The sequence below is a fragment of the Paramesorhizobium salinisoli genome (assembly GCF_003335045.1).
In the GTDB taxonomy this organism is placed as follows: Bacteria; Pseudomonadota; Alphaproteobacteria; order Rhizobiales; family Rhizobiaceae; genus Paramesorhizobium; species Paramesorhizobium salinisoli.
The window spans coordinates 1-1814 of record NZ_QOZG01000074.1 but is presented as its reverse complement, the minus strand read 5'-3'; the positions used below and the strand labels follow the sequence as shown (position 1 = coordinate 1814).

General features: G+C 58.8%; 1 protein-coding gene and 3 pseudogenes. All 4 read right to left on the bottom strand.

Annotated elements, in window-relative coordinates:
* Positions 1–128, bottom strand: a pseudogene (locus tag DUT91_RS24895) (IS66 family transposase); the annotation flags it as partial.
* Between the two features lie 115 nt (positions 129–243).
* Positions 244–666, bottom strand: coding sequence for a S66 peptidase family protein (locus tag DUT91_RS27115; protein ID WP_281032650.1), 423 nt, complete (start codon positions 664–666; stop codon positions 244–246).
* A gap of 189 nt (positions 667–855) precedes the next feature.
* A pseudogene (locus tag DUT91_RS27110) lies at positions 856–1142 on the bottom strand (LD-carboxypeptidase); the annotation flags it as partial.
* A 544-nt stretch (positions 1143–1686) separates the two neighbouring features.
* Positions 1687–1814 (bottom strand): annotated as a pseudogene (locus tag DUT91_RS27105) (IS5 family transposase); the annotation flags it as partial.

The following is a 1814-nucleotide window of genomic DNA, read 5'->3' as shown; positions in this document are numbered from 1 at the left end:
CGTTTGCGCGTGAACGAACGTACGCTCGAGGTCTTGGCGGCAGCCGCCTGCGCTGCGGCTTCATCCATCACCAGTTCTTCGAGCTGCAATTCCATCTGGTCGATCAGGCGCGCCGTGCGCTCGGATCTCACACTGTCTATATTGACGTCCATATAGACAGAACATCCAGTGCGCCTCACTTCTCAGCAAGGCGGCCCTCCTCGCAGGCGTACGTTCAAAATCAAGAACGTTCCGGACCGTCTCTTAAACCACTATCGGCTCCAGCAGGCGGATCGTACCGGCATCTGCGTCCATCTCCACTTGCGCGCCGACGGGGAGACTGAGCTGATTGGCCACGTGGCCGATATTGGCGCCCGAGAACGCTGGCACCTTCAGTCGCGACAGATACTGGTCCAGGACCTGCGGTATGGTGAAACCGGCATAATCCGGATGGTTGCTGTTGCAGCGCGGGCATTGTCCGAAGATCACTCCGGCCAGCTTGCCCAGCAAGCCCGCGAGCGCGAGCCGGTTCAGCATCCGGTCAATCCGATACTGGGCCTCTCCCACGTCTTCGAGGAACAGGATCGCGTCATCGAAGTCGGGAAGCCATGGCGTGCCCATTAACGTTGACAGTATGGTCAGGTTGCCGCCGAGCAGCCGGCCACGTGCCTTGCCGGGCCGGATCATCGTCGTCTCCCAGCGATCCTGTACCCGGTCCTGTTCTGTTGTTTCATCGAGCAACGGGGTCCCGTCGGTGAATGTCTGCCGCCAGAAGCTCTCCCAACTTATGATGCCCCAGCGTCTGGAGAGATTTGGCGCGTGGACCGTGGGAAAACGCACGCGTGCGGCGAAAGCAAGGTGAAGCGCTGTGGCATCGCTCGAGCCGACGAGCAACTTGGGATTGGCGCGAAGCAGATCCCAGTCGAGCAAAGGTAACAATCGAGCGCTGCCCCAACCACCACCGCGAATGACGAATATGGCCCGAACCCTTCGTCCGCAAACATGGCATGGATGTCCGCCGCCCTGTCCCGATCGGTCCCCGACAGATAGCCGTAACGGTCGGAGACGTGCCGTCCCAGCTTCGCCGCAAGCCCCATGCTTCTGACGGTATTCTGAGCAGCTTCGAGGGGGAGCGGCTCATCGTCCGAACTGGCCGGAGCGATCAGATCAGACCAACGGTATCCCCAGCCTAAATCGTTCAGGCTTCCATGAGGATTTAGCCAGAGCTGTGGCCGGGAGCGTCAACGCAGAGACCATCCCCCCTACGCCGCTAAGGATCGTGTGCCTGGTGAGCATCACTGGACCATAGCCGCCGGTGGCTGATCACGGCTAGCGCCACCGGAATTGCTTCCGCCTGAGCTATCCCCACTCGCACGGGTGCCACTACCGTCGCCGTTCATGTTCTCGCCATCGCGACCACCGAAGCCAATTCTTCGCTTTTCAATTCGCGCATCTTATCTCCCAAGTCTATGGGCTATCTGCTCGTACAGTGCGGCAGACCCGCAATGATCATCTAAATTTTCTCATAGAAAAGGGGCGTCGACGCCCCTTTTTCGCAGAAGATCAAATGTTCGCATCGAGCGGTGCTTCAACCGCCTCAAGCACTTCCGCCGCTTCGCCACTCGCTATGACAGGCGAACCATCCATTTTAACGGCTTCATTCACCTCGCCGCATCACGATCTGGCTACGTTGAATGTCGATTCTGCCTAGCGCTCGTGGACAAAGGGTATCCATAGTTTGACTGCTGCGATGGCGACAAATCCGAGATATGATTCCTTGGTCTTGTCATAGCGTATTGCAACGCGCCGCCAGTTCTTGAGCGTGTTGAAGAGGC

What these genes read in the sequence shown, in the direction of transcription:
- DUT91_RS27115 (WP_281032650.1), bottom strand. Translation starts at nt 666, where the DNA reads ATGATCCGGCCCGGCAAGGCACGTGGCCGGCTGCTCGGCGGCAACCTG.